Origin of the sequence: Streptomyces sp. NPDC047525 (assembly GCF_040643025.1) — a bacterium.
In the GTDB taxonomy this organism is placed as follows: domain Bacteria; phylum Actinomycetota; class Actinomycetes; order Streptomycetales; family Streptomycetaceae; genus Streptomyces; species Streptomyces durmitorensis.
Genome location: NZ_JBEYTL010000003.1, coordinates 565,548 through 589,638 on the forward strand (window position 1 = coordinate 565,548; position 24,091 = coordinate 589,638).

22 protein-coding genes are annotated in these 24,091 nt (G+C 70.2%); 12 read left to right on the forward strand and 10 right to left on the reverse strand.

The window, feature by feature from the left end:
- The first annotated feature begins 79 nt into the window (after positions 1-79).
- The 8 genes from ABZ833_RS11445 (at position 80) to pssA (ending at position 9,087) form a co-directional block, all read left to right on the forward strand.
- Complete coding sequence (locus ABZ833_RS11445; protein ID WP_361044330.1) at positions 80-907, forward strand: TetR family transcriptional regulator; 828 nt, start codon at positions 80-82, stop codon at positions 905-907.
- Between the two features lie 430 nt (positions 908-1,337).
- Positions 1,338-2,675: a crotonyl-CoA carboxylase/reductase gene (gene ccrA, locus ABZ833_RS11450; RefSeq protein WP_361044332.1), complete on the forward strand. Its 1,338-nt coding sequence runs from the start codon at positions 1,338-1,340 to the stop codon at positions 2,673-2,675.
- A 17-nt stretch (positions 2,676-2,692) separates the two neighbouring features.
- Positions 2,693-4,720 carry a methylmalonyl-CoA mutase family protein gene (locus ABZ833_RS11455; RefSeq protein ID WP_361044334.1) on the forward strand — a complete coding sequence of 676 codons (2,028 nt, stop codon included), beginning with the start codon at positions 2,693-2,695 and terminating at the stop codon, positions 4,718-4,720.
- Positions 4,717-5,682: a CoA ester lyase gene (locus ABZ833_RS11460; protein WP_249586745.1), complete on the forward strand. Its 966-nt coding sequence runs from the start codon at positions 4,717-4,719 to the stop codon at positions 5,680-5,682. The genes ABZ833_RS11455 and ABZ833_RS11460 overlap by 4 nt, the downstream gene beginning before the upstream one ends.
- Before the next feature lie 2 nt (positions 5,683-5,684).
- Positions 5,685-6,212 carry a MaoC family dehydratase gene (locus tag ABZ833_RS11465; RefSeq protein ID WP_361044337.1) on the forward strand — a complete coding sequence of 176 codons (528 nt, stop codon included), beginning with the start codon at positions 5,685-5,687 and terminating at the stop codon, positions 6,210-6,212.
- 2 nt (positions 6,213-6,214) lie between these two features.
- Positions 6,215-7,420, forward strand: coding sequence for an acyl-CoA dehydrogenase family protein (locus tag ABZ833_RS11470; RefSeq protein ID WP_160508249.1), 1,206 nt, complete (start codon positions 6,215-6,217; stop codon positions 7,418-7,420).
- Between the two features lie 169 nt (positions 7,421-7,589).
- Entirely contained in the window at positions 7,590-8,246 is a 657-nt protein-coding gene (locus ABZ833_RS11475; RefSeq protein ID WP_361044341.1) for a phosphatidylserine decarboxylase, read from the forward strand.
- Positions 8,233-9,087, forward strand: coding sequence for a CDP-diacylglycerol--serine O-phosphatidyltransferase (gene pssA, locus ABZ833_RS11480; RefSeq protein ID WP_249586749.1), 855 nt, complete (start codon positions 8,233-8,235; stop codon positions 9,085-9,087). Before ABZ833_RS11475 ends, pssA begins: the two co-directional genes overlap by 14 nt.
- A 91-nt stretch (positions 9,088-9,178) precedes the next feature.
- Here pssA and ABZ833_RS11485 read toward each other — a convergent pair whose 3' ends face one another.
- Genes ABZ833_RS11485 through ABZ833_RS11505 form a run of 5 tightly spaced genes read right to left on the reverse strand, consistent with a single transcriptional unit; the run spans position 9,179 to position 14,069 of the window.
- The gene (locus tag ABZ833_RS11485; RefSeq protein WP_361044343.1) at positions 9,179-10,447 is read right to left on the reverse strand and encodes an ABC transporter substrate-binding protein; all 1,269 of its coding nucleotides are present in this window, start codon (positions 10,445-10,447) and stop codon (positions 9,179-9,181) included.
- On the reverse strand, positions 10,444-11,505 hold the full coding sequence (locus ABZ833_RS11490; protein WP_249592751.1) for a branched-chain amino acid ABC transporter permease: 1,062 nt from the start codon (positions 11,503-11,505) through the stop codon (positions 10,444-10,446). The genes ABZ833_RS11485 and ABZ833_RS11490 overlap by 4 nt, the downstream gene beginning before the upstream one ends.
- Positions 11,506-11,551: 46 nt before the next feature.
- Positions 11,552-12,442, reverse strand: coding sequence for a branched-chain amino acid ABC transporter permease (locus tag ABZ833_RS11495; protein WP_361044345.1), 891 nt, complete (start codon positions 12,440-12,442; stop codon positions 11,552-11,554).
- The gene (locus ABZ833_RS11500; protein ID WP_361044347.1) at positions 12,439-13,260 is read right to left on the reverse strand and encodes an ABC transporter ATP-binding protein; all 822 of its coding nucleotides are present in this window, start codon (positions 13,258-13,260) and stop codon (positions 12,439-12,441) included. Before ABZ833_RS11500 ends, ABZ833_RS11495 begins: the two co-directional genes overlap by 4 nt.
- A complete protein-coding gene (locus ABZ833_RS11505; RefSeq protein WP_361044349.1) occupies positions 13,257-14,069 on the reverse strand; it encodes an ABC transporter ATP-binding protein in 813 nt (270 codons plus the stop codon). Before ABZ833_RS11505 ends, ABZ833_RS11500 begins: the two co-directional genes overlap by 4 nt.
- A gap of 263 nt (positions 14,070-14,332) precedes the next feature.
- Between ABZ833_RS11505 and ABZ833_RS11510 the strand changes: the two genes are divergently transcribed.
- Positions 14,333-15,532: a helix-turn-helix domain-containing protein gene (locus tag ABZ833_RS11510; protein ID WP_361044352.1), complete on the forward strand. Its 1,200-nt coding sequence runs from the start codon at positions 14,333-14,335 to the stop codon at positions 15,530-15,532.
- A gap of 206 nt (positions 15,533-15,738) precedes the next feature.
- Here the strand turns inward: ABZ833_RS11510 and ABZ833_RS11515 are convergent, their stop codons facing one another.
- On the reverse strand, positions 15,739-16,860 hold the full coding sequence (locus tag ABZ833_RS11515) for a glycerate kinase (RefSeq protein WP_361044805.1): 1,122 nt from the start codon (positions 16,858-16,860) through the stop codon (positions 15,739-15,741).
- A 357-nt stretch (positions 16,861-17,217) separates the two neighbouring features.
- Between ABZ833_RS11515 and ABZ833_RS11520 the strand changes: the two genes are divergently transcribed.
- Both ABZ833_RS11520 and ABZ833_RS11525 read left to right on the forward strand, forming a co-directional pair.
- Positions 17,218-18,285 carry an ADP-ribosylglycohydrolase family protein gene (locus ABZ833_RS11520; RefSeq protein WP_361044354.1) on the forward strand — a complete coding sequence of 356 codons (1,068 nt, stop codon included), beginning with the start codon at positions 17,218-17,220 and terminating at the stop codon, positions 18,283-18,285.
- Positions 18,282-18,791 (forward strand): NUDIX hydrolase, encoded by a 510-nt coding sequence (locus tag ABZ833_RS11525; protein ID WP_361044357.1) that lies wholly within the window; start codon positions 18,282-18,284, stop codon positions 18,789-18,791. Before ABZ833_RS11520 ends, ABZ833_RS11525 begins: the two co-directional genes overlap by 4 nt.
- Positions 18,792-18,833: 42 nt before the next feature.
- Here ABZ833_RS11525 and ABZ833_RS11530 read toward each other — a convergent pair whose 3' ends face one another.
- The 3 genes from ABZ833_RS11530 to ABZ833_RS11540 form a co-directional block, all read right to left on the reverse strand.
- On the reverse strand, positions 18,834-19,334 hold the full coding sequence (locus ABZ833_RS11530) for a methylated-DNA--[protein]-cysteine S-methyltransferase (protein WP_361044359.1): 501 nt from the start codon (positions 19,332-19,334) through the stop codon (positions 18,834-18,836).
- Positions 19,335-19,392: 58 nt separating this feature from the next.
- A complete protein-coding gene (locus ABZ833_RS11535; RefSeq protein WP_361044808.1) occupies positions 19,393-20,889 on the reverse strand; it encodes an AlkA N-terminal domain-containing protein in 1,497 nt (498 codons plus the stop codon).
- Positions 20,890-21,046: 157 nt separating this feature from the next.
- Complete coding sequence (locus ABZ833_RS11540) at positions 21,047-22,456, reverse strand: NAD(P)/FAD-dependent oxidoreductase (RefSeq protein WP_361044811.1); 1,410 nt, start codon at positions 22,454-22,456, stop codon at positions 21,047-21,049.
- A gap of 98 nt (positions 22,457-22,554) precedes the next feature.
- On the opposite strand from ABZ833_RS11540, the gene ABZ833_RS11545 reads away from it, so the two are divergent.
- Positions 22,555-23,154 carry a hypothetical protein gene (locus tag ABZ833_RS11545; protein WP_361044362.1) on the forward strand — a complete coding sequence of 200 codons (600 nt, stop codon included), beginning with the start codon at positions 22,555-22,557 and terminating at the stop codon, positions 23,152-23,154.
- Here ABZ833_RS11545 and ABZ833_RS11550 read toward each other — a convergent pair.
- Positions 23,090-23,920: an inositol monophosphatase family protein gene (locus ABZ833_RS11550; RefSeq protein ID WP_361044365.1), complete on the reverse strand. Its 831-nt coding sequence runs from the start codon at positions 23,918-23,920 to the stop codon at positions 23,090-23,092. The two genes, ABZ833_RS11545 and ABZ833_RS11550, sit on opposite strands and share 65 nt — an antisense overlap.
- Positions 23,921-24,091: the final 171 nt, after the last annotated feature.

The window sequence follows — 24,091 nt, forward strand, 5'->3', positions numbered from 1 at the left end:
CGGCAGACAGCGCACGGACTGGGGCGGGCTGCTCGAACCGTCGGGCGGCCCCGTCCCGCAGGAGCACTCGGCTGCGCATATGCAGTACGTTCGGGTCATGCCCAAGGCCGCCAAGTCCTCACGTACGCCCGCTACGCCCGACGCTCCGGAGAGCGCGGCCGGCAGCCGCGCCGCCGCCCAACGGCTCAAGATGCGCCGGGAGCTGGCGGCCGCGGCGATGGAGCTCTTCGCGTCCAAGGGGTACGAGGCGACGACGGTCGACGAGATCGCCGCGCAGGCCGGGGTCGCGCGCCGGACCTTCTTCCGGCACTTCCGCTCCAAGGAAGAGGCGATCTTCCCGGACCACGACGACACGTTGATCCGGGCGGAGGCGGTCCTCAACGCGGCACCGCCGCACGAGCACCCGCTGGACACCGTGTGCCGGGGCATCAAGGAAGTCATGAAGATGTACGCCGCGTCGCCCGCGGTGTCCGTCGAGCGGTACCGCCTGACGCGCGAGGTCCCCACGCTGCGCGAGCGGGAGATCGCCTCGGTGGCCCGCTACGAACGGCTCTTCACGCGCTATCTCCTGGGCCACTTCGACGAGCAGGCCCACCACGACGGCAACGACGATCCGCTGCTCGCGGAGGTCGCGGCCTCCGCGGTGGTGACCGCGCACAACCACGTCCTTCGCCGGTGGCTGCGTGCGGGCGGCCAGGGCGACGTGGAGACCCAGCTGGACCATGCCTTCGCCATCGTCCGCAGGACCTTCGGTTCGGGCATCGGGGCGGGGCGCGACACGACCACCGCTCCGGCGGCCTCGGTGAGCACCGGCGGCGACGTCCTGGTCACCGTCGCACGGACGGACGCACCGCTCGACGAGATCATGCGGACGATCGAGAAGGCACTGCGGGAGCGGGACTCCTAGGACTCTCGGGACTCCCGGGACGCTTTAGGTCCCGTTTTCCATCCTTTCGTCCTTGGCTTTTGAGGGGGCGCTACCCACCGGTAGCGCCCCCTCTGTCATGCAGTCACACCCTCTGACCTGCACTGATCGATCATCCATCAAAAATTGATGGCACTCAGTGTCTTGCCCACTGGCACGCGGTGTCATACGTTGATGTTGTCCGGGCGGCCGGCGTGCAGAGAACATCCGTACGCCGGCTGTCCCCACAAGCCACGGCTCGTGCGCCCGGACGCCTGCGTCACAGGCAACCTCCCGCGCCACACCAAGCGCTGCCGAGCATCACCCTTCGCCGAACCGACGGCACACCTCCACAAGCACCAGCAGCACCCGACGTAACCCTCAAGAGCGTGTTCCCCTCAGAGGGGGCCCGCACTTCGCCGGAGGCATCACCGTGAAGGAAATCCTGGACGCGATCCAGTCGCCGGACACCACGTCCGCCGACTTCGCCGCTCTCCCCCTGCCCGACTCGTACCGCGCGATCACCGTGCACAAGGACGAGGCGGAGATGTTCGCCGGGCTCGAGACCCGCGACAAGGACCCCCGCAAGTCGCTGCACCTGGACAACGTTCCGGTGCCCGAACTCGGCCCGGGCGAGGCCCTGGTGGCCGTCATGGCCTCCTCGGTCAACTACAACTCCGTGTGGACCTCGATCTTCGAGCCCGTGTCCACCTTCAGCTTCCTGGAGCGGTACGGCCGCCTGAGCGAGCTGACCAAGCGCCACGACCTGCCCTACCACGTCATCGGCTCCGACCTGGCAGGCGTCGTCCTGCGCACCGGACCCGGCGTCAACGCCTGGAACCCCGGCGACGAGGTCGTCGCGCACTGCCTGTCCGTCGAGCTGGAATCCTCCGACGGCCACAACGACACGATGCTCGACCCCGAGCAGCGCATCTGGGGCTTCGAGACCAACTTCGGCGGCCTCGCGGAGATCGCCCTGGTCAAGTCCAACCAGCTGATGCCCAAGCCCGACCACCTGAGCTGGGAAGAGGCCGCGTCCCCCGGCCTGGTCAACTCCACCGCCTACCGCCAGCTCGTCTCGCGCAACGGCGCCGGCATGAAGCAGGGCGACAACGTCCTGATCTGGGGCGCCAGCGGCGGCCTCGGCTCCTACGCCACCCAGTTCGCCCTCGCCGGAGGCGCCAACCCGATCTGCGTCGTCTCCAGCGACCAGAAGGCCGACATCTGCCGCGCCATGGGCGCCGAGGCGATCATCGACCGCAACGCCGAGGGCTACAAGTTCTGGAAGGACGAACACACCCAGGACCCCAAGGAATGGAAGCGCTTCGGCAAGCGCATCCGCGAACTCACCGGCGGCGAGGACGTGGACATCGTCTTCGAACACCCCGGCCGCGAGACCTTCGGCGCCTCCGTCTACGTCACCCGCAAGGGCGGCACCATCGTCACCTGCGCCTCGACCTCCGGCTACAACCACGAGTACGACAACCGCTACCTGTGGATGTCCCTCAAGAGCATCGTGGGCTCGCACTTCGCCAACTACCGCGAGGCCTGGGAAGCCAACCGCCTCATCGCCAAGGGCAAGATCCACCCCACCCTCTCCCGCGTCTACTCCCTCGAAGAGACCGGCCAGGCCGCCTACGACGTCCACCGCAACCTCCACCAGGGCAAGGTCGGCGTCCTCGCCCTCGCACCCCAAGAAGGCCTCGGCGTGCGCGACCCCGAGATGCGGGCCAAGCACATCGACGCCATCAACCGCTTCCGGAACGTCTGAGGGCTGAGGGTTCGCACATGACAGAGCGTCAGAAGGACCGGCCGTGGCTCATGCGGACCTATGCCGGTCACTCCACGGCCGAGGCGTCCAACGAGCTGTACCGGCGCAACCTCGCCAAGGGTCAGACGGGCCTCTCGGTCGCGTTCGACCTGCCCACGCAGACCGGCTACGACCCGGACCACATCCTCGCCCGCGGCGAGGTCGGCCGGGTCGGCGTCCCCGTCTCGCACGTGGGCGACATGCGGCGGCTGTTCCAGGACATCCCCCTGGAGCAGATGAACACCTCGATGACGATCAATGCCACGGCCATGTGGCTCCTGGCGCTCTATCAGGTGGTCGCGGAGGAGCAGGGCGTGGACATCACGCAGCTCCAGGGGACGACGCAGAACGACATCGTCAAGGAGTACCTCTCGCGCGGGACGCACGTCTTCCCGCCGGTGCCCTCCCTCCGCCTCACCACCGACATGATCACGTACACGGTGGCGCACATCCCCAAGTGGAACCCCATCAACATCTGCAGCTACCACCTGCAGGAGGCCGGGGCCACTCCGGTGCAGGAGATCGCGTACGCGATGTCCACCGCCGTCGCCGTCCTCGACGCCGTGCGCGACTCCGGGCAGGTGCCGGACGAGAAGTTCGGTGACGTCGTCGCCCGCATCTCCTTCTTCGTGAACGCGGGCGTCCGCTTCGTCGAGGAGATGTGCAAGATGCGGGCCTTCGGCCGCATCTGGGACCGGATCACGCGCGAGCGGTACGGCATCACCAACCCCAAGCAGCGCCGTTTCCGCTACGGCGTGCAGGTCAACTCGCTCGGCCTGACCGAGGCGCAGCCCGAGAACAACGTCCAGCGCATCGTCCTGGAGATGCTGGCCGTCACACTCTCCAAGGACGCACGCGCGCGTGCCGTGCAGCTCCCCGCCTGGAACGAGGCGCTCGGCCTGCCCCGGCCGTGGGACCAGCAGTGGTCGCTGCGCATCCAGCAGGTGCTCGCCCTGGAGAGCGATCTCCTGGAGTACGAGGACATCTTCGAGGGCTCGCACGTCATCGAGGCCAAGGTGGAGTCCCTCGTCGAGGAGTCGCTCGCCGAGATGGACCGCATCGAGCAGATGGGCGGCGCGATGGCCGCCGTCGAGTCCGGCTACCTGAAGTCGCAGCTGGTCTCCTCGCACGCCGAGCGCAGGGCGCGCATCGAGTCGGGCGAGGAGAAGATCGTCGGCGTCAACGCCTACGAGTCGACCGAGCCCAACCCGCTCACCGCTGACCTGGACACGGCGATCATGACGGTCGACCCGGCGGTCGAGAACCGCGTCGTGAACGCCCTCAAGCACTGGCGCGACACCCGCTACCAGCCGCCGTTCAACCACCCGCGCCCCTGCAAGGCCCTGGAGAAGCTCAAGGAGGTCGCCGCGGGCACGGGCAACCTCATGGAGGCCACCCTGGAGTGCGCACGCGCCGGTGTGACGACCGGGGAGTGGTCCGGCGCCCTGCGGGAGGTCTTCGGAGAGTTCCGGGCGCCCACGGGTGTCTCCAGCGCTCCGGTGGCCGTCACCGCGGAGGCCGGTACGCCGCTCGCCCTCGTCCGCGACAAGGTCGCCAAGACCGCCGCCGACCTCGGCACCGGCAAGCTCCGCTTCCTGGTCGGCAAGCCGGGCCTCGACGGGCACTCCAACGGGGCCGAGCAGATCGCGGTGCGTGCGCGTGACGCCGGCTTCGAGGTGGTCTACCAGGGCATCAGGCTCACGCCCGAGCAGATCGTCGACGCCGCGCTCGCGGAGGACGTGCACGCCGTGGGCCTGTCGATCCTCTCCGGCTCGCACGCGCAGCTCGTGCCGGACGTCCTGGTGCGCCTGCGCGAGGCGGGCGCTCCCGACATCCCCGTCATCGCGGGCGGCATCATCCCCAACAGCGACGCCGAGGACCTGAAGGCGGCCGGTGTGGCCGCCGTCTTCACCCCCAAGGACTTCGGCATCACCGAGATCATCGGCCGTATCGTCGACGAGATCCGGAAAGCGAACAAGCTCGACCCTCTGGAGGTCCCCGCATGACCGCGCCCATCAACCGTCTCCGCCCCCGCCGCTCGTGTCTGGCGGTACCGGGTTCGAACCCGCGCTTCCTGGAGAAGGCCCAGGGCCTCCCCGCCGACCAGGTCTTCCTCGACCTGGAGGACGCCTGCGCGCCGCTCGCCAAGCCGGAGGCACGGCACACCATCGTCAAGTTCCTCAACGAGGGCGACTGGACGGGCAAGACGCGGGTCGTGCGCGTCAACGACTGGACGACCGAGTGGACGTACCGCGACGTGGTCACGGTCGTCGAGGGCGCGGGCCAGAACCTCGACTGCATCATGCTGCCGAAGGTGCAGACAGCCGACCAGGTCGTCGCGCTCGACTTCCTGCTCACGCAGATCGAGAAGACGATGGGCTTCGAGGTCGGCAAGATCGGCATCGAGGCGCAGATCGAGAACGCGCAGGGCCTGAACAACGTCAACGCGATCGCGCAGGCGTCGCCGCGCGTCGAGACGATCATCTTCGGCCCGGCCGACTTCATGGCATCCATCAACATGAAGTCCCTGGTCGTCGGCGAGCAGCCGCCCGGCTACCCCGCGGACGCCTACCACTTCATCCTGATGAAGATCCTGATGGCCGCGCGCGCCAACAACCTCCAGGCGATCGACGGCCCTTACCTCCAGATCAAGAACGTCGACGGCTACCGCGAGGTCGCGAACCGCGCCGCAGCCCTCGGCTTCGACGGCAAGTGGGTCCTGCACCCCGGCCAGGTCGAGGCGGCCAACGAGGTCTTCTCGCCCTCCCAGGAGGACTACGACCACGCCGAGCTGATCCTGGACGCCTACGACTACTGCACCTCCGAGGCGGGCGGCAAGAAGGGCTCGGCGATGCTCGGCGACGAGATGATCGACGAGGCGAGCCGCAAGATGGCCCTTGTCATCTCCGGCAAGGGGCGCGCCGCGGGCATGACGCGCACCTCCAAGTTCGAGATCCCGGAGGCCTGACCATGCAGTTCGGCCGCACCTACGAAGAGTTCACCGTCGGGGACGTCTACAAGCACTGGCCCGGAAAGACGGTCACCGAGTACGACGACCACCTCTTCTGCCTCCTGACGATGAACCACCACCCCCTCCACATGGACAGCAACTATGCGGAGAAGACGACCGACTTCGGGAAGAACGTCGTCGTGGGCAACTACATCTACTCGCTGCTTCTGGGCATGTCCGTGCCGGACGTCTCGGGCAAGGCGATCGCCAACCTGGAGGTCGAGTCGCTCAAGCACGTGGCGCCGACCTTCCACGGCGACACGATCTACGGCGAGACCACGGTCCTGGACAAGACTCCGTCGAAGTCCAAGTCGGACCGCGGGATCGTCCATGTGGAGACCAAGGGCTACAAGCAGGACGGCACGCTGGTCTGCGTGTTCCGCCGCAAGGTGATGGTCCCCACCGAGACGTACATCAAGGAGCGCGGCGGCGAGCAGCCCGGCCGCCCGGAGCTGCGGGACACCGCGAAGAAGACGCAGGAGAAGTAGCCATGAGCCGACTCGCGCAGACCGCAGGTCTCACCGACATCCAGCAGGAGATCCTCTCCACCGTCCGGGACTTCGTCGACAAGGAGATCATTCCGGTCGCCACGGAGCTCGAGCACCGTGACGAGTACCCGCAGCAGATCGTGGACGGTCTCAAGGAGTTGGGCCTCTTCGGGCTCATGATCCCGGAGGAGTACGGCGGTCTGGGCGAGTCGCTGCTCACGTACGCACTGTGCGTCGAGGAGATAGCGCGTGGCTGGATGTCGGTCTCCGGCATCATCAACACCCACTTCATCGTCGCCTACATGCTCAAGCAGCACGGGACGCAGGAGCAGAAGGACACCTTCCTGCCGCGCATGGCGGCCGGCGAGGTGCGCGGCGCGTTCTCCATGTCGGAGCCCGCACTCGGCTCCGACGTGTCGGCGATCACGTCCAAGGGCGTCAAGGACGGCGACGAGTACGTCCTCAACGGTCAGAAGATGTGGCTGACCAACGGCGGAACGTCGACTCTGGTGGCCGTTCTGTGCCGAAGTGACGAAGGACACCCCGAGGGCACGGCGCCCCACAAGTCGATGACGACCTTCCTCGTCGAGAAGGAGCCCGGCTTCGGAGAGGTCCGGCCCGGCCTCACCATCCCCGGCAAGATCGACAAGATGGGTTACAAGGGCGTCGACACGACCGAACTCATCATGGACGGACTGCGAATTCCGGCCAATCGCGTGCTCGGCGGGACGACCGGACGCGGTTTTTACCAAATGATGGACGGCGTCGAAGTCGGTCGGGTAAATGTCGCGGCGCGTGGCTGCGGGGTCGCTCAGCGTGCATTTGAGCTCGGTGTCTCATATGCCCAGCAACGCCACACTTTCGGCAAGGCGATCGCCCAGCACCAGGCGATTCAGTTCAAGCTGGCCGAGATGGCTACCAAGGTCGAGGCCGCCCATGCGATGATGGTGAATGCAGCACGCAAAAAGGACTCCGGGGAACGAAACGACCTCGAAGCAGGGATGGCGAAGTACCTCGCCTCTGAATACTGCAAAGAAGTCGTAGAGGACGCGTTCCGGATTCATGGCGGTTATGGCTTCTCGAAGGAGTACGAGATCGAGCGCCTGTACCGTGAGGCTCCGATGCTGCTGATCGGCGAAGGTACCGCCGAGATCCAGAAAATGATCATTGGGCGGCGACTGCTCGAAGAGTATCGATTCCAGGGCTAGATGCCCGATTTGGGGTGTTTTCATCGAGAACAAGGTCACACCCTGTCAACACTCTTCGGCCGTCGACTCCGCTTCCTGGCTTGCCCAGTTGTGGCTCGCAACCGATACCATCCGGAAAAAGCCGCCGTCCCCCGTTCATGCGCGGCATCATCCGCTACGAAGGTCATCCATGCCCCACAGCCAAACCTCTGCACCACGCGACAGCCTCGCTGGCGTACGCCTTGCGCGCGGAGCATCGCCGTGGCTCCTGCCGACCGTCGCCACCGCGGCGCTCAGCCTCGTCCGCGCGCGTCACTCCAAGGGCGCCGCGGCCGTCGCCGTGCCTGCCACCGCCTTGGCGGCGGGCATGCTGTGGTTCTTCCGCGACCCCGAGCGCGACATCGCCCAGGGCCGGGTCATCTCCCCGGCCGACGGCGTGGTGCAGAGCATCATGCCGTGGAAGGACGGGCGTACCCGCGTCGCGATCTTCATGAGCCCGTTGAACGTCCACGTCAACCGCGCGCCCCTCGCGGGCACGGTGACGTCCGTGGAGCACATCCCCGGCGGGTTCGTCCCGGCGTTCAACAAGGAGAGCGAGAACAACGAACGCGTCGTCTGGCACTTCGACACCGAGCTCGGTGACATCGAGATGATCCAGATCGCGGGCGCCGTCGCGCGACGCATCGTTCCTTACGTGCCGCAGGGCACGAAGGTGGAGCAAGGTGAACGGATCGGCCTGATCCGCTTCGGCTCTCGCGTCGACATCTACCTCCCCGAGGGTGTCGACGTGGACGTCGAGGTCGGTCAGAAGACCGTGGCTGGGGTGACTCGAATTGACCGTGGTTGATCCTGAGACACAGGCGGGCTGGGTGCCCGAGGCGGCCGAGGACGAGGCCGACGAGGAGATGCCTCTCTCACTCCGCCTTTCAATAGCGGACACCCTCACGCTCGGTAACGCCACGTGCGGCTTCATGGCGGTGTACTTCACCACCACGGGCATCCTCATCCCGCACCTTCAGGGCAGCAACGAAAGCGGCATGGCGCGGCACTCCGCCGCGACCGCCGTGATCCTGATGCTCTGCGCGGCCGTCTTCGACCTCTTCGACGGGCTCGTGGCACGCAAGCTGCGCTCCTCGCCGATGGGCGCCGAGCTCGACAACCTGTCGGACCTGATCAGCTTCGGTCTGGCCCCCGCGTACTTCGTCCTCGTCTACGGCATGGTCGCCGACGACGCGCACCAGAGAGTGGCCGCGGTCGGAGCGATCGTCGTGCTGTTGGCGGTGGTGCTGCGGCTTGCGCGGTTCAGTTGCGTGACCGTGAAGGACGGCACCTTCCAGGGCATGCCCTCGCCCTTCGGTGCCCTCACGGTCGTCTCGATCGTGCTCCTGGAGCTGCCCTTCGTGGCGACGCTCCTGGCGATCATCGGTACGGCGTGGCTCATGGTCAGCCGGGTCGAGTACCCCAAGCCGCGGGGTCCCCTCGCGGTGGCGATGCTCGCGTGGATCGTCGCGGCCATGGGGCTGCTGGCGGCCTGGGCCTTCGAGGCTCCGGGCGGGCAGCTCCTGCTGCAGACCGGCTGCGCGCTGCAGCTGGTGCTCGGCGCGGTGATCCCGCTGTTCGCCACGGCCCGCCGGGTGAACAACTTCCGGGACAACCGGCGTGAGGCACGGGCAGCGCAGCTGCCGTAGCGGTTCTTGTACGTCGCGGAAGGGGCCCGAACCACTTGGTTCGGGCCCCTTCTCGTTGCCCGGATCCGGGCCGCTCGGACGCGGTGCGCTCTCAGGCTCCCGGCGTGGTGTACCCCTCGGCCGCCGCCGAGGCGCCCGGCTCCCTGGCCACCTTCATGCCGCCCGTCACGTTCTTGTCGGGCCGCAGGATCACGCTCTCCTTCGAGGAGGGCGCCTTGGGGTCGGTGAAGTTCTGGTCGACGCCGAGGCCCGTGTCGTAGGCGTTGATCGTCAGGAGCGCCTTGTCGACGCCCTCACGGGTGAGGTCCTTGCTCTTGCACGCCCTCTTCAGTGCCTCGCCGAAGATGGACGCCGCGGTCCAGCCGGCCGACACGCCGTTGTCCAGGGCGTCCTTGGGGTACGCCGCCTTGTAGTCGGTGACCAGCTTCTTCGCCACGGGGGTGTCCGCGCCGATCGGCAGGGTCGGCGAGGCCACGTAGTAGTTCTTCGCGAGGGCCGGGCCCGCCTGTGTGCCCAGGAGCTGGGGCGCGAACGCCGAGTTGTTGCCGATGATCGGGACGTCGAACTTGCCCGCCGCCGCGACACCCACCAGCGAGGCCGCCTGGCGCGGGCCCGCACTGATCACCACGCCCTTCACCCCGGCCTTCTTCAGGGCGGCGACCTGCGCCGTCATGTCGTTGTCGGTCGCCTTGATCTTCTGCTCGACGACGGTGAGGCCCGACTTCTTCGCCATGTACTGCGAGCCCTTCAGAGCGTTCTCGCCGTAGTCGCCCTCGAAGTAGACATGGCCGAGCTTGTCGCCCTTCTTGAGGCCCTTCTCCTTCATCAGGAAGTCGATCGCGTTGATCGTCTCCAGGTCGTACGTCGAGCCGACGACCCGGACGTACGGGCTGCCCAGGAGGTTCGCGGACCAGGCCTGCGGCAGTACGAGCGCCTTGTCCGCGTCGACCCGCTGCTTGACCGCGGCGACGAACGGGGAGCCGATGAACTGGGCGAAGCCGAGGACGTCCGGCTCCAGCTCGGTGTACCCGGCGACCGCCTTCTGAGGGTCGTAGCCGTGGTCGCGGACGGTCAGCTTCAGCTTGCGGCCGCAGATGCCGCCGTCGGCGTTGGTCTGCTTGACGTAGAGCTGCTGGGCCTGGGTGACGCTCTTGCCGAGGGTCGCGTAGACACCGGTCATGTCGGTGAGCACGCCGAGCGTGATCGCGTCGGACGAGACGCCGACGCCGGTCTTGACCCCGCCCTCGCTCTTCTTGTCGCCCTTGTCGTCCTCCGCCTTGGAGCTGCAACCCGCCACCGCAAGCAGCGCGGCAAGTGCCGTAGCCGTCGCGGTGGCCCTTTTCAATGTGCGTGAACTCATCGTTCCTCCCCTGGAGTTGGGCCGGACGTCGGCCTCGAGCGCCGGGCGGCGAAGCTGGCCAGGCCGCCGGGCAGGAACAGCACCACCGCCACGACGGCGGCGCCGTACAGATATCGGGACGCCTCACCCGGTGTGATCCCGCCACTGCCGGGGGCCGAGACCAGGGGCAGCGCGTCGCTGTACCGGGTCAGGAGCTGCGGCAGCAGGGACACGACGGCCGCACCGGCCACCGCGCCCGCCACCGAGCCGAGGCCGCCGATGACGATCATGGCGAGGTATTCGAGGGACAGCGTGATGCCGAAGTAGTCCGGCACGGTGCGCTGGAAGACGAGGGCCAGCAGGACCCCGGCGAGGCCCGCGTACATCGACGACAGGACGAAGACTCCCGCACGGTAGCGGGCGACGGGCACCCCGATGACGCCTGCGGCGATGCGGTGGTCGCGGATGGCGTTCATGGCGCGCCCCGGCCGCCCGCGCAGCACACCGCGGGCGAAGAGTCCGCAGCCGAAGAGGAGGAAGAGCCCCGCGTACCAGAGCTTCTCCGACGACCCGAACGGCACGGCCGCCACGACGAGCTCACTGTCGTCGAAGGTGATGCCGAAGAGGCTCAGGGGCGGCACGTCGCGTCCGTTGGAGCCGCCGGTCAGGTCATGGGCGTTGAAGAGCACGTGCTGCCCGATGAAGATCAGGGCGAGGGTCGCGATGCCGAGGTACGCGCCGCGCAGGCGTCCCGCGATGGGGCTGAAGAGTCCGCCCGCGATCCCCGCGACGATCACGGCGAGGGTGGCAGCGATCCAGGTGGGGAGCCCGAGCCCGGTCAGGCCGTCCTCCCCGTCCCCCGCGAAGACGCAGTATCCGTACGCGCCGATCGCGAGGAAGAAGGCGTGCCCCATGGAGAGCTGGCCGGTCGCGCCGGTGAGGAGGTTGAGGCCGATGGCGCCGATCGCGGCCGCCATGGCGAAGAGGCCCGCCTGGAGCCAGAACCGGTCGAGATAGAAGGGCAGGGCGAGCAGGAGGACGGCCCCCGCGATCCAGACGTACGTCCGGGGGCGCGTCATCCGCGTACGGCCTCGGGAGCGCAACTCCCGTCCACGGGCCAGGACTTCAGACACGGGTGAGCTCCTTCGTGCCGAAGAGTCCGGCGGGCCGGATGAGGAGGATGACGGTCATCACGAGGTAGGGCGCGAGGTCGCCGAGGCCCCTTCCCAGGAAGGTGAGTTCGCTCTGGTACCCGGTGGCGAGCGACTCGGTGACCCCGACCACGAGCCCGCCGACGAGAGCGCCCGTGGTGGAGTCGAGCCCGCCGAGGATCGCGGCGGGGAACGCCTTCAGCGCGGCCAGCGAGGTGGCCCGTTCGAGCCCCGGGGTCGGGAAGACCGTGAGGAAGAGCGCCGCCACGGCGGCCAGACCGCCCGCCACCGCCCAGGCGCCGAGCGAGACCCTGCCCAGGCGCACGCCCATCAGGGCCGCCGTCTCCGGGCTCTCCGCCGCGGCGCGCATCGCCACACCCCAGGAGGTGTAGCGGAAGGCGAGCAGGAAGACGGTGATCAGGAGCGCGGCGGAGACGAACGCGGCGATCCGCGTATGGGCGATGGAGACCGACCCGATGGTGAGCACGGAGTCGCCCCAGGGGTCGCCGAGGGAGAGGACATCGGTGCCTAGGCGGCGGGTGAGTTCGGTGGTGAGCAGGATGTCGACGCCGATGGTGACGATGGCGAGGACGCTGTGGTCCGAGCCCCGGTAGCGCCGCATGACGAAGAACTCGATGGCGGCGCCGACCACGGCGGCGCCCGCGATGCCGACGAGCAGCGCCGGCCAGAAGCCGATGTCGTCGTGGAGGATCGCGGTGATGTAGCCGCCGGCCAGGAGCAGCGAGGCATGCGCGAAGTTCACGACTTCGGTGGCCCGGAAGATGACGACGAAGCCGAGGGCGATGAGGGCGTAGACGGAGCCCATCGCGAGACCGTTGAGAAGCAGCTCGACGAAGGTGGTCATGACGTGGCCTCCTCTCCCAGGTAGGCCCGCACGACCGCCGGGTCGTTCTGCACGGCCGCCGGGGCGCCGTCCGCTATGCGCCGGCCGAAGTCCAGTACGGTCACCGCGTCCGCGAGCCGCATCACCACCCCCATGTCGTGTTCCACCAGGACGATCGAGATTCCGAGGCTGTCGCGGACGCCCGCGATGACGGCCGCCGTGCGGCGGCGCTCATCCGCGGTCATGCCCGCGACGGGCTCGTCGAGCAGGAGCAGCCGTGGCTCCATGCACAAGGCACGGGCCAGTTCGGCGAGTTTCTGCTGCCCGTACGGCAAGGAGCCTGCCGGTGCGTGCAGTTGCTGTTCGATGCCCACGAACGCCGCTATCTCACGGACGCGTTCGCGGTGTACGCGCTCCTCGCGCGCGGCCGACGGCAGGCGAAGGCCCGCGGCGAGGAATCCCGTGCGGGTCAGCCGGTGACGGCCGAGCATCAGGCTGTCGGCGACCGTCGCGCGCGGCGGCAGGGCGAGGTTCTGGAAGATCCGTGCGACGCCGAGGTCGGCGATGCGGTGCGGAGGCATCGCCGTCAGCTCGTGCTCACCGAAGCGGACGCTGCCGCCGGTGGCGCGGTACACGCCGGACAGGACGTTGAAGCAGGTGGACTTCCCCGCGCCGTTGGGCCCGATGACCGCGTGCACGGTGCCGGGCCCGACGGTGAAGCTGACGGCGTCGAGCGCGGTGAGACCCGCGAAGCGGACGGTCAACTCCCTGACTTCCAGGGCGGGTACGTCGACCGCCTCCTGCGGTGGCCCATCGGCCGCCGTGTGGTCCTCGGTCATCGCCGGCCCGCCCATCGCCGCAGCACCGGCAGCGCGCTGACCCCGCGCGAGGCGTCGGCCGCCGCGGTCTCGTCGACCACGCCGAGGTAGCGGCGGCGTACCTCGTCGGACGCGGACAGCTCGTCCGCCGGTCCCGCGAGTGCCACTTCGCCCACGTCCAGGACGTACGCACGCGACGCGAGGCGCAGCGCGAGCGCCGCGTTCTGTTCGACGAGGAGCACCGAGGTGCCCTGGGTGTTGATCTCCTGGATGGTGTCGGCGATGCGTGCCGCCATCAACGGGGCGAGCCCCAGGGACGGTTCGTCCAGGAGGAGCAGCTTCGGCGAGCCCATCAGCGCCCTGGCCACCGCGAGCATCTGCTGCTCGCCGCCCGAGAGGAGCCCGGCCCGCTGGCCCGCGCGCTCGGCGAGCACCGGGAAGAGTTCATGGACGCGCTCCAGGGCCCTGGCCTTCGCGGCCCGGCTTCCCGCGGAGCCGAGCGCGCCCGCCCGCAGGTTGTCGGCGACGGTCATCCGGGCGAACACCCTTCTTCCTTCGGGGACTTGGGAGACTCCGGCGGCGACCACCCGGTCCGCGTGGAGTCCGTCGATGCGCCGCCCGCCGAAGTGGATGGAGCCGGTGGTGAGCGCACCCCGGTGAAAGGCGAGGGTGCGTGAAATGGCGCGCAGGAGCGTCGACTTGCCCGCGCCGTTGCCGCCGAGCACCGCGACGACGGCGCCGTCCGGTACCTCGATCGACACCTGGCGCAGCGCGCGCACCGGTCCGTATCCGACCGACGCGTCCTGTACGACCAGTCCGGAACCACCCACCTGGGACCCCCTGTCCTCCGCCTGCCCTGCCCATGGCGCTCGGCCGCCCGTGCCGCACGGCCCTTCACGTGGCGCTCACAACAGCACCGCCGCGCCCGCCCGTCCACGGCCTGTGTCCGAATCGCTGCGGGTGACCAGCGGGACCGGCCGCCCGTTGTGCACGGGCACAACACCCCGTGTCAGGGGCCTGCCAGGGGTGGCCGGGCGGTGGCATCCTCCGCAGCAGAGAGGCACGGCGGGCGGCAGCGATGGGGGAGAGAACCATGAGCGGACGCAGGCCTCGGACGGGCCACGACTGGAAGGTCCTTGAGGAGGCGTGCGTGGCGCTGCTCCCCCGCGTTCCCGAGCTGGTGGACGAACATCTGCGGCAGCTGTTCGAGCACTCGCCGGTGTACGCGCGGGTGCTGCCGTACGACCAGCAGTGGCGGGAGGCGGAGGACGCGATGCGGATCGGCATCGAGACCATCTCGGCTCCCCGCGCGTCGCCGCGGCGCGATCTGGAGTACGCGGAGGAGGCGGGACGGCGCCGGGCCCAGCAGGGTCTGCCGCTCGACCTGGTGGTGCACTCGTACCGCAACGCGGGCTATCTGGTCTGGGACTCGCTGCTCGAAGGCACCGTGGGGCAGGACCCGGAGAAGCTCGCGGTCCTGATGCGGTCGGCGACGATGGTGTGGTCGGCGGTCGACGCCCAGGCCGCGGCGGCGTCCGACGCGTACCGGGCGACGGAGATGGAGCTGCGGCGCCGCACCGACGAGCAGCTTCAGGCACTGTTCGACGCGCTCCTGGAGGGCCAGTCGGCCCCCGGGCTCGCCTCGCAGGTGGCCGCGGGGCTTGATCTGCCGGAGCGCGGGCCGTACGCGGTGGTGGTCCTGCGGGCCGAGCGGCGTGACGGGCGTGCCGCGTTCCACCGGCAGATCCAGCGGGCCGGGTTCCGCTTCGTCTGGCGGATGCGGACCGACCGTGAGGTGGGGGTGGTGGCGCTCGGGGCGGAGGAGGGCCTTGACGAGCTGACCGCCGCGCTCGACGGGCGGTGCCCGGGGCCCGGCGGCATCAGCCCTGTGGTGGCGGGGCTCTCCGAGCTGGGCCACGCGCGGCGCCTGGCCGAGCTTGCACTGCGTACGTGTCCGCCGGACGCGACCGGGATCGTGCGGCTCGACCAGCGGATGCCGACGGCCCTGGTGGTGAGCCAGCCGGAGCTGGCGGGGCGTCTGGTGTCGGACGTCTTCGGGGAGGTCCTCGCCCTTGAACCGGCCGACCGGGCGGTGCTCCTGGAGACGCTGGACGCCTGGCTCGCGTGCGAGGGGTCGGCGGGGCGGGCCGCGGGGCGGCTCTACTGCCACCGGAACACGGTGTTCAACCGCTTGCGGCGGCTCGAGCAGCTGACCTCGCGGTCGCTTGCGCGGCCCCGGGATCTGATGGAGATGACATTGGCCCTCGACGCGTATCGGCTGGCGCCGGGCTGAGGTGGGGATCCTGCCTCCGGTGGCGTTGCGCGCCGTAGATCACCGGCTCCGCCGAGTTCGTCCTCAAACGCCGGACGGGCTGGATCCATCCGGCCGGGCTGGACAGATCCAGCCCGGCCGGTGTTCGGCCCCGTCAGGGGCGCGGGGAACTGCGCGGCCGGCCCCCACCGGCCCGCAGGCCATCACCGCACCCCCCAGTGGAACGCCTAGCTCAGGAAATCCCGGGCGATGTTCTCCGCCACCGTCTCCAGGATGGGCCCGGCCTCGGCGATGCATCGCGCCACGTCCGGCTCCACCTCCGTGAGGGCGTACGCGCGTCGGATGCCCGCCTTGCCCAGGGCCTCCGCCGGAAGGGCCAGGCGGCCGCAGACCGCCACGACCTCGACGCCCGCCTCACGGGCCGCCGCCGCGACACCCGCGGGAGCCTTGCCGTGGAGGGTCTGCTCGTCCAGCGAGCCCTCCCCCGTGATGACCAGCGACGCCCGCGCCAGCGCGGGCGCGAAGCCGAGAACGTCCAGCATGACCTCGATGCCGGGGCGGAAGCTAGCGCCGAGCCCGACGAGGGCGCCGTAGCCGATGCCGCCTGCCGCTCCGGCTCCCGGGGACTCGGCGTACTCCAGGGCGGAGGAGCCCACCGAATCGGAGAGCACCCGCGCGAAGTGCGCGAGGGCCGCGTCCAGCTCGGCCACGTCCTGCGGGCTCGCCCCCTTCTGCGGCCCGTACACCGCGGGAGCGCCCTTCGGGCCGGTCAGCGGGTTGTCCACGTCGCTGGCCAGGACCAGGTCCACCGAGGCGAACCGCTTGTCGATGCCGGACAGGTCAGCCGTGGCCAGCGAGGCCAGCGGTCCACCGCCCGGCGCCACCGGCGCGCCATCCGCGTCCAGGAACACCGCACCGAGCGCGGCCAGCATTCCGGCGCCGCCGTCCGTCGTCGCGCTGCCTCCGACGCCGAAGACGATCGTCCGCGCGCCCGCGTCGAGCGCCGCGCGCAGCAGTTCCCCGGAGCCGTACGTCGTGGACGTGAGCGGCGCGAAGACTCCCTCGGGCAGCAGCTGGAGGCCCGACGCCTCCGCCATCTCCACCACCGCGGTCCCGTCCCGCAGCGCGTACGCCGCGGTGACCTCGTCGCCGAGCGGTCCCGTGACCCGTACCTCACGGCGTTCGAAACCGGCGGCGACCGCCGCGGCCACCGTGCCGTCACCGCCGTCGGCCACCGGCAGGGCCTCGACCTCCACGTGCGGGGCGACACGGCGAAGCCCGGCCGTCACCCGCTCCGCGACCTGCACGGCCGTGAGTGAGCCCTTGAACTTGTCCGCGGCGATGAGCACATGCCCCGCCGTCCCAGCAGCGTCCGCCACCTTGCATCCCCTTGCTTTCCGGGCCTTGCTCGCGTCAAGGCAGTCGCGCCGCTGCGACCATAACCGGAGGAGGGGCCGCCTGCCCATGGCCGCCCGCATTTCGGAGCCTCGGTCCGCTCCCTTAAATCGCTCTAAATTGGGCTATACCAGTGCACTCTGATCACAGAAATGATCGATCAGTCGCTTCAGGCTTCATGGGCTGCACGGGCTGCACGGACGCTCCCAAGAATGTGCATCTGATCGAAAACCAGACAAACGTCTCATGCTCCGCGCCGAACCGGTCGCGTTGACCGCGCACAAGCCCCCCGAATTCGGTAAACCGGAGGCATGACCCCAGTGCACACGGAACTCGCCGACCGCGTCCTCGGCGGCTGGATCGGGCGGATCGCGGGCAACATGCTCGGCAAACCCATCGAGCGGGGCGACTACTGGACGCGTGAGCGCATCGAGCGCTATCTGCGCCAGGCCGACGCGCTGCCGCTCACCGACTATCTGCCCGAACCTCCCTCCTGGGTGGAGGAGTTCCAGCTCCGTCCCGAGTGGCAGAGCTGCGTGCGCGGCGGGGTGCACGGCAGCTGCCGCGACGACGACGTCGACTACGCGATCCTCGGACTGCACCTCCTGGAGACGCACGGGTTCGCGTTCAGCACCGAGCAGGTCGGCGAGCTGTGGCTGCTGCGCCTTCCCTACCTGCAGACGTTCACCGCGGAGCGCGCCGCGTACCGGAATCTCGTGAACGGTCTCAAGCCGCCGCTCACCGCGACGTACGAGAACTCCTGCCAGGAGTGGATCGGCGCCCTCATCCGTGCCGACGTCTTCGGCTGGACGAACCCCGGCGCACCGCGCCGTGCCGCCTCGCTCGCCCGCCGGGACGCGGTGCTCTCGCACACCGGCAACGGCGTCTACGGGGCGATGTGGGCGGCGGCGCTCGTCTCGGCCTCGTTCACCGCGGTGACGCCGCGCGCCGCCCTGGACGTGGCATTCGGCGTCATCCCGTCGAGCTGCCGGCTCGCCCGTACGGTGCGCCGGGTCGTCACCCTCCACGAGGCCGGGCTCAGCTGGGAGGAGACGCTGGCCACCGCCGAGGCGGAGACCTCCGGGCTCGGCTGGGTCCACGTGGTGCCGAACTCGGCCGTCCTGACCGCCGGACTCCTGTACGGGGACGGCGACTTCACGCGCACCATCGCCCTGACGGTGCGCGGCGGCCTCGACACCGACTCGAACGGCGCGACCGCGGGGTCCGTCGCGGGCGTGCTGTGCGGGGCCAAGGCGATCCCCGCGCAGTGGCGGGATCCGCTCGAGGACCGGGTGCGCAGTGCGGTGTTCGGCTTCGACGGCGCGCGGATCAGCGAGCTGGCGGCACGGACGGTGGAGTTGTCTACCCTTTCCAGATGACCGCTCAGGACTACGCCACGTACATCGCCGGCCTCCCCCGCGTCATCGCCGGGGCCGCCGCTCTCTTCCGGGACTCCGAGGGACGGATCCTGCTGGTCGAGCCCAACTACCGGGACGGGTGGGCGCTGCCCGGCGGCACCGTCGAGTCGGACGAAGGGGAGACACCTCGGCAGGGGGCACGCCGTGAGACCGCCGAGGAGATCGGCCTGGACGTCGAGCTGGGCGCGCTGCTCGCGGTGGACTGGGTGCCGGGTACGGCGCGGCCGCCGCTGGTGGCCTATCTGTACGACGGCGGGGTGCTCGGCGACGACCAGCTGAAGTCGATCAAGCTCCAGGACGACGAGTTGCTCTCCTGGCGGCTCGTGGCCCGCGAGGATCTCCCGGAGTTCCTGCCGGGCGAGCTGGGGCTGCGGGTGCGGGCCGGGCTCGAGGTGCTCGATGCGGGGGCGGGAGCCGGGGCCGGGGTGGGGGCCGTGGAGCTGGAGAACGGGCTGCGGGTCGGCTGACCTCCGCGGGCCGCTATTCCATTGTTCCGTTGTGTCTGGCCCTTAGAAGAGGGCGTCCTCGCTCCCCTGTGTCGCGCCCTCGAAGGCCAGCAGCCGCTGCTTGCGGTCGAGTCCGCCGCCGTAGCCGGTCAGGGAGCCGCCCGCGCCGATCACCCGGTGGCAGGGCACGATGACGCCGATCGGGTTCTTGCCGTTGGCCAGGCCGACGGCGCGCGAGGCGTTGGGCTTGCCCAGCGCGTCCGCCAGCTGTCCGTACGTACGGGTCTCTCCGTACGGGATCAGCTGGAGCTGCTGCCAGACGGTGCGCTGGAACGGCGTGCCGTCGAGGCGCATCGGCAGGTCGAACTCCCTCAACTCGCCCGCGAAGTACGCCTCCAGCTGGCTGATCGTCTCGCTGAACGGTCCCGCGTCGCGGTCGCCGAAGGTCTCCTCGGGCGGGCGGTGGCGCTGCTCTGTCATGTAGAGGCCGCTGAGGGTGCCGTCGGTGGCCACGAGGGTCAGGGGGCCGTAAGGGCTGTCGATGAGGGTGTGTTGGCGGTGCATGGTCTGTCTGTCCTCTGTCGCGGGGCCGGACGTCTGTTGTATGGGGCGAGTGGGTGGACTACGCCGGGATGCTGTTGATGGGGTGGTCGTCGATCGCCCACAGGTACTGCACCGCGTACGCCCGCCAGGGGCGCCAGGCCGCGGCCCGTTCGGTCAGGGCCGCCGGGGTGTGCGGGAGGCCGAGTTCCTGTGCCGCGCGCCGGATCCCGAGGTCGGTGGGGAGGAAGGCGTCGGGGTCGCCGAGCGCCCGCATCGCGATGACCTCGACCGTCCAGGGGCCGAAGCCGGGCAGTTCGGTGAGCCGGGCGCGGGCTTCTTCCCAGCCGCTCTCCACGCCGAGTTTCAGCGATCCGTCGGCGAGGTGACGTACGAGCGTGGTCAGGGTGGTGCGGCGGCTGCGCGGCAGGGCGAGTGACTCCGGGTCGAGCGCGGCGAGGGCTTCCGGGGCGGGGAAGAGGTGGGTGAGGCCGCCCTCGGGGTCGTCAATCGGCTCGCCGTGCGCGGTGACCAGGCGTGCGGCGTGGGTGCGGGCGGCGGCCGTGGAGACCTGCTGGCCGAGTACCGCGCGTACGGCGAACTCCGCCTCGTCGACCGTGCGCGGCACGCGACGGCCCGGCGTCTTGGCCACGAGGGGTGCGAGCAGCGGATCGGCGCTCAGCTGGGCGTCCACCGCGACCGGGTCCGCGTCCAGGTCGAGCATGCGGCGGCAGCGGCTGATGGCGATCGTGAGGTCGCGCATGTCGGTGAGGCTGAGGCGGCAGGCGATGTGGTCCGGGGCGGGGGTGAGGGCGACGACTCCGTGGCCGTAGGGGAGTCGGAGCGTGCGGCGGTAGGCGCCGTCGCGCCACTCCTCGACTCCGGGTACGGCGGTGGCGATGAGGTGGCCGAAGAGGTTGTCCGGGTTGAGCGGGGCGCGGAAGGGGAGGCGGAGCGAGAGGGTGCCGGGGGCGGGCACGTTCTGGGCGGCCTTCGGTGCTGCTGGCTTGGCTGTCTTCGGGGCGCGGTCTCGTAGTTCGCTGGGGGCCAGGGCGAAGACTTCGCGGACGGTGTCGTTGAAGGTGCGGATCGAGGAGAAACCGGCGGCGAAGGCGATCTCCGCCATGGGCATCGGGGTCGTCTCGATGAGCAGGCGGGCGGTCTGGGCACGCTGGGCCCTGGCCAGGGCGAGGGGGCCCGCGCCGAGTTCCGCGAGGAGCTGGCGTTCCACCTGGCGGGTGCTGTAGCCGAGGCGGGTGGAGAGGCCGGGGACTCCGTCGCGGTCCACCACGCCGTCCCCGATGAGACGCATGGCGCGGGCCACGAGGTCGGCACGCTGATTCCACTCGGGCGAGCCGGGACTGCTGTCCGGCCGGCACCGCTTGCACGCCCGGAACCCTTCCTGCTGGCAGGCCGCCGCGCTCGGGTAGAAGCTCATGTTCTCGGGCTTCGGGGGGACTACGGGGCAGCTGGGGCGGCAGTAGATGCGGGTGGTCAGAACGGCGGTGTAGAACCAGCCGTCGAACCGCGCGTCCTTCGACTGCACGGCACGTACGCAGCGCTCGGCGTCGGTGTGCATCGAGGGGGGCGGTGGGGTGGTGGCGGTGGTTGTCGTGGTTGCGGCTGGGGCGGTGGGCATGGTTCAAGGATCGGGCATGGCGGGTGGGGTGGCTGGCGAAAATCCGACATGGAGGTTCGGGGGTGCTGCGGGGCCGCGGAAGCCGCCCCAAGGCCCCTCACACCGCGCGAAGCCTGCGCCAGACCGCCTTCGCGGCGTTGTGCCCCGACATGCCGTGCACGCCGGGGCCGGGCGGCGTCGCGGACGAGCAGAGGAAGACGGCCGGGTGCGCGGTGCCATAAGGGAAGAGGGAGGGCTTGGGGCGCAGCAGCAACTGGAGTCCACTGGCCGCGCCGCAGGCGATGTCACCGCCCACGTAGTTGGCGTTGCGCGCGGCCATCTCGGGCGGGCCCGCGGTGGCGCGGGCGAGGACGCGGTCGCGGAAGCCGGGGGCGAAGCGCTCCAGCTGGCGCTCGATCGCGTCGGTGAGATCGCCGTCCCAGCCGTTCGGCACATGGCCGTACGCCCAGAAGACCTGCTTGCCCGCGGGCGCGCGGGACGGGTCGACGAGGCTGGGCTGCACGGTGATCAGGAACGGCGGGTCGGGCGCGCGGTTCTCGCGCGAGGCGGCGTGCAGCGCGGCGCCGATCTCGGCGCTGCTGCCCCCCACCTGCACGGTGCCCGCCTCCCTGGCCTCCTTCGCCGTCCACGGGACGGGCCCGTCCAGGGCGTAGTCGATCTTGAAGACGCTCGCGCCGTACCGATAGCCCTCATAGCTCCGCCCCAGACCTGCGATCCGGGCGAGTGCGGTGGGTGAGGTGTCGAAGATGTACGCGCGCGCCGGCGGCAGGTCGTCGAGCCGCTTGACCTCGTAGTCCGTGTGGACCGCGCCGCCCAGGTCCTTCAGATACGCGGTGAGCGCGTCCGAGATCGACTGCGAACCACCCCGGGCCACCGGCCAGCCACGGGCGTGCGCGGCCAGCGCGAAGACCATGCCGACGGCGCCGGTGGCGATTCCGCCGAGCGGCGCGATGACATGGGCGACGAGCCCGGAGAACAGGGCGCGGGCCCGCTCGTCGCGGAAGCGCCGCATGAGCCAGGTGGAGGGCGCCAGGCCCGCGAGGCCGAAGCGGGCGAGGGTCACGGGGTCGCGCGGCAGCGCCGTCGACGGCAGCGCCATGAAGTCCTGCAGGAGGGTGTCCCACTTGCCGACGAAGGGCTCGATGAGCCTTCTGTACGCCCCCGCGTCGCGCGGCCCGAACGAGGCGGCGGTCTCGGCGACGGAACGGGACAGCACGGCGGCGCTGCCGTCCGTGAAGGGGTGGGCCATGGGCAGCTGCGGCTGGAGCCACTGAAGGCCGTACCGGTCGAGGGGCATGGTGCGGAACACGGGTGAGTTGATGCCCAGCGGGTGTGCGGCGGAACAGGGGTCGTGCCGGAACCCGGGAAGCGTCAGCTCCTCGGTCCTCGCCCCGCCACCGACGGTGTCCTTGGCCTCGAACACGGCCACCGAGAAGCCCCGGCGGGCCAGCTCGACGGCAGCGGTCAGTCCGTTCGGACCCGCCCCCACGACGACGGCATCAAGCATCGACGGCACCTTCGGACTCCTTTGTCAGCCGATGGCCTCTGCCGCCCAGGATAGGCCGGGCCACCGACAGCGCCGTGGGCGCGGGTAGCCTCTGACGGGTGACGTACTGGTTCCGCCGCGCTGACGTGGGCTCCGACGAGTGGTTCGAGACGGGGGACGACGCGATCGCCCTACGGCAGGCGTCCTTCACCGACCCGCACGGCCCGGCGTCCGTGGCGGCCTCGCGTGACGAACTGGCCTGGGTGCTCGACAAGTTCGAGCCGCTGGGGGCGCAGCTCTACGAGGTGAGGTACGGCGCACTCGTGAACGGCCCCGTCAGCGGTGGGGAGCCGGTCTCCGAGGCGGAATTCGAAGCCGCGTGGGAGCGCGCCCGCCACAGCCGGAACACCACGGCGCCGGAAACGAGCGGCCCGCTCCCCCAAGGCACCCGCCTGACCGGCACGGTCGACGTCCTGCCGTGGGGCCCGGGGCGGGTCGGGCTCTTCGTCGAGCTGGGGCTGCCGCTCGTGGGCTTCGTGGACCTGGCGCAGCTCCCGCTCGATCCCGGGGACTGGCCGGGCGTCGGCACCGTCATCGAGTTCGAGGTCACCACCGTGCGCTTCAGCCTCGAGCCGCGGCGCAGCGCGCCGCAGATCAGGCTGAGGCCGACAGCAACTCCACCACCCGGTCAGCCGTGGCGGCGTCCCGGGCGGCCGTGAACGGCAGCGCGTTCCCGCCCTCGATGCGGAAGGGCTCCCCGGCGACGGTCAGATTGCCGCCCCCGGCCTCGGCGACGAGCAGCAGCCCCGCCGCGTGGTCCCAGGCGAGCTCCCAGGAGAACGCGACCGCGTCCAACTCCCCCTTGGCTATGGCGAGATACTCGAGCCCCGCCGAACCGCAGGGCCGCGGCGCGACGCCCTCCACGCGGAGGCCGAGCAGCGCGCGCTTCTGCTCGGGGGTGGTGAAGTCCGGGTGCGAGGTCGCCACTTCGAGCACTTCGCCCGGAGAACCGGCCACCAGGCGCTCCCCGTCCAGCCAGGCGCCCTTGCCGCGCACCGCGACGGCCATCTCGTCGAGCGCCGGGGCGTACGTCCAGGAGGCGAGCACCTCTCCGCGCCACGCCAGGGCGATCAGCATGCAGAATCCGGGGTCGCCGTGCACGAACTGCCGTGTGCCGTCGACCGGGTCGACGATCCACACCGGTGCGTCGGTGCCTATCGCCTCGTACGTCGAGGGGTCCGCGTGCACGGCTTCCTCGCCCACGACGAGGGAGCCCGGGAGCAGGGTGGTGAGTGCTGCCGTCAGCTGCTCCTCGGCGAGCCGGTCGGCCACCGTCACGAGGTCGTGCGGCCCGCTCTTCTGGACGACTTCGCCCTCGGCGAGCTGCCGGAATCTCGGCATGACCTCGGCTGCGGCGGCCTTGCGGAGGGCTTCTTCGACGTCGGAGACGCCACGTACAAGAAAGTCTTCGATCACTTCGATCATGCATCCATGAGAGCACGCCGGACTGACAATCCGTACGGGTCGGCGGTACGGGACATGGATTCGAGATGAATCCCACGTGACCTGGCCCCTGGGCCCTGCCTTTACCTCGCCCCCCGCGTCCCACCTGCACGAACAGGCCCCTCCCACCCACCCGCCCGTCACCCCGCATCC

Coding starts and splice junctions, on each gene's coding strand:
- ABZ833_RS11445 (WP_361044330.1), top strand. CDS start 80: ATGCAGTACGTTCGGGTCATGCCCAAGGCCGCCAAGTCCTCACGTACG.
- ABZ833_RS11455 (WP_361044334.1), top strand. CDS start 2,693: ATGACAGAGCGTCAGAAGGACCGGCCGTGGCTCATGCGGACCTATGCC.
- ABZ833_RS11460 (WP_249586745.1), top strand. CDS start 4,717: ATGACCGCGCCCATCAACCGTCTCCGCCCCCGCCGCTCGTGTCTGGCG.
- ABZ833_RS11465 (WP_361044337.1), top strand. CDS start 5,685: ATGCAGTTCGGCCGCACCTACGAAGAGTTCACCGTCGGGGACGTCTAC.
- ABZ833_RS11470 (WP_160508249.1), top strand. CDS start 6,215: ATGAGCCGACTCGCGCAGACCGCAGGTCTCACCGACATCCAGCAGGAG.
- ABZ833_RS11475 (WP_361044341.1), top strand. CDS start 7,590: ATGCCCCACAGCCAAACCTCTGCACCACGCGACAGCCTCGCTGGCGTA.
- ABZ833_RS11485 (WP_361044343.1), bottom strand. CDS start 10,447: ATGAGTTCACGCACATTGAAAAGGGCCACCGCGACGGCTACGGCACTT.
- ABZ833_RS11490 (WP_249592751.1), bottom strand. CDS start 11,505: ATGACGCGCCCCCGGACGTACGTCTGGATCGCGGGGGCCGTCCTCCTG.
- ABZ833_RS11495 (WP_361044345.1), bottom strand. CDS start 12,442: ATGACCACCTTCGTCGAGCTGCTTCTCAACGGTCTCGCGATGGGCTCC.
- ABZ833_RS11500 (WP_361044347.1), bottom strand. CDS start 13,260: ATGACCGAGGACCACACGGCGGCCGATGGGCCACCGCAGGAGGCGGTC.
- ABZ833_RS11510 (WP_361044352.1), top strand. CDS start 14,333: ATGAGCGGACGCAGGCCTCGGACGGGCCACGACTGGAAGGTCCTTGAG.
- ABZ833_RS11520 (WP_361044354.1), top strand. CDS start 17,218: ATGACCCCAGTGCACACGGAACTCGCCGACCGCGTCCTCGGCGGCTGG.
- ABZ833_RS11525 (WP_361044357.1), top strand. CDS start 18,282: ATGACCGCTCAGGACTACGCCACGTACATCGCCGGCCTCCCCCGCGTC.
- ABZ833_RS11530 (WP_361044359.1), bottom strand. CDS start 19,334: ATGCACCGCCAACACACCCTCATCGACAGCCCTTACGGCCCCCTGACC.
- ABZ833_RS11535 (WP_361044808.1), bottom strand. CDS start 20,889: ATGCACACCGACGCCGAGCGCTGCGTACGTGCCGTGCAGTCGAAGGAC.
- ABZ833_RS11540 (WP_361044811.1), bottom strand. CDS start 22,456: ATGCTTGATGCCGTCGTCGTGGGGGCGGGTCCGAACGGACTGACCGCT.
- ABZ833_RS11550 (WP_361044365.1), bottom strand. CDS start 23,920: ATGATCGAAGTGATCGAAGACTTTCTTGTACGTGGCGTCTCCGACGTC.